This window comes from Streptococcus suis (assembly GCF_002960445.1).
Classification (GTDB): domain Bacteria; phylum Bacillota; class Bacilli; order Lactobacillales; family Streptococcaceae; genus Streptococcus; species Streptococcus hyiners.
The window spans coordinates 1-285 of sequence record NZ_POJD01000401.1; the positions used below are offsets into that span (position 1 = coordinate 1).

Genomic DNA, 285 nt, shown 5'->3' on the forward strand with positions numbered 1-285 from the left:
ACAAATTATTCCAATAAATATCAATGAAAGCACTGATTTAATAGGGATTGAGTATGGAGAAACCCAAGTGTTTATCAATAACATTCCTAAAAATAAATCCATTCCGACTCTGCTCAAAAACAATCTTTTAGAGGTTATTATATAAGGATTAAACCTCACTCGTACTGCATGATTCAGCTTGATTAGCTTCATTATCTGTCCCTCCGTGGTCATTTTCTGATAAATAACCCAACAATAACAATAAAAGTGGAATAACTAAAAAACCTCCAGCTACAAACAAAGTAT

1 pseudogene is annotated in these 285 nt (G+C 31.9%); it reads right to left on the minus strand.

Annotation, left to right across the window (positions count from 1 at the left end):
* Nucleotides 1-192: pseudogene (locus C1G53_RS13635) on the minus strand (cell division protein FtsK); the annotation flags it as partial.
* Between the last annotated feature and the right edge of the window lie 93 nt (nucleotides 193-285).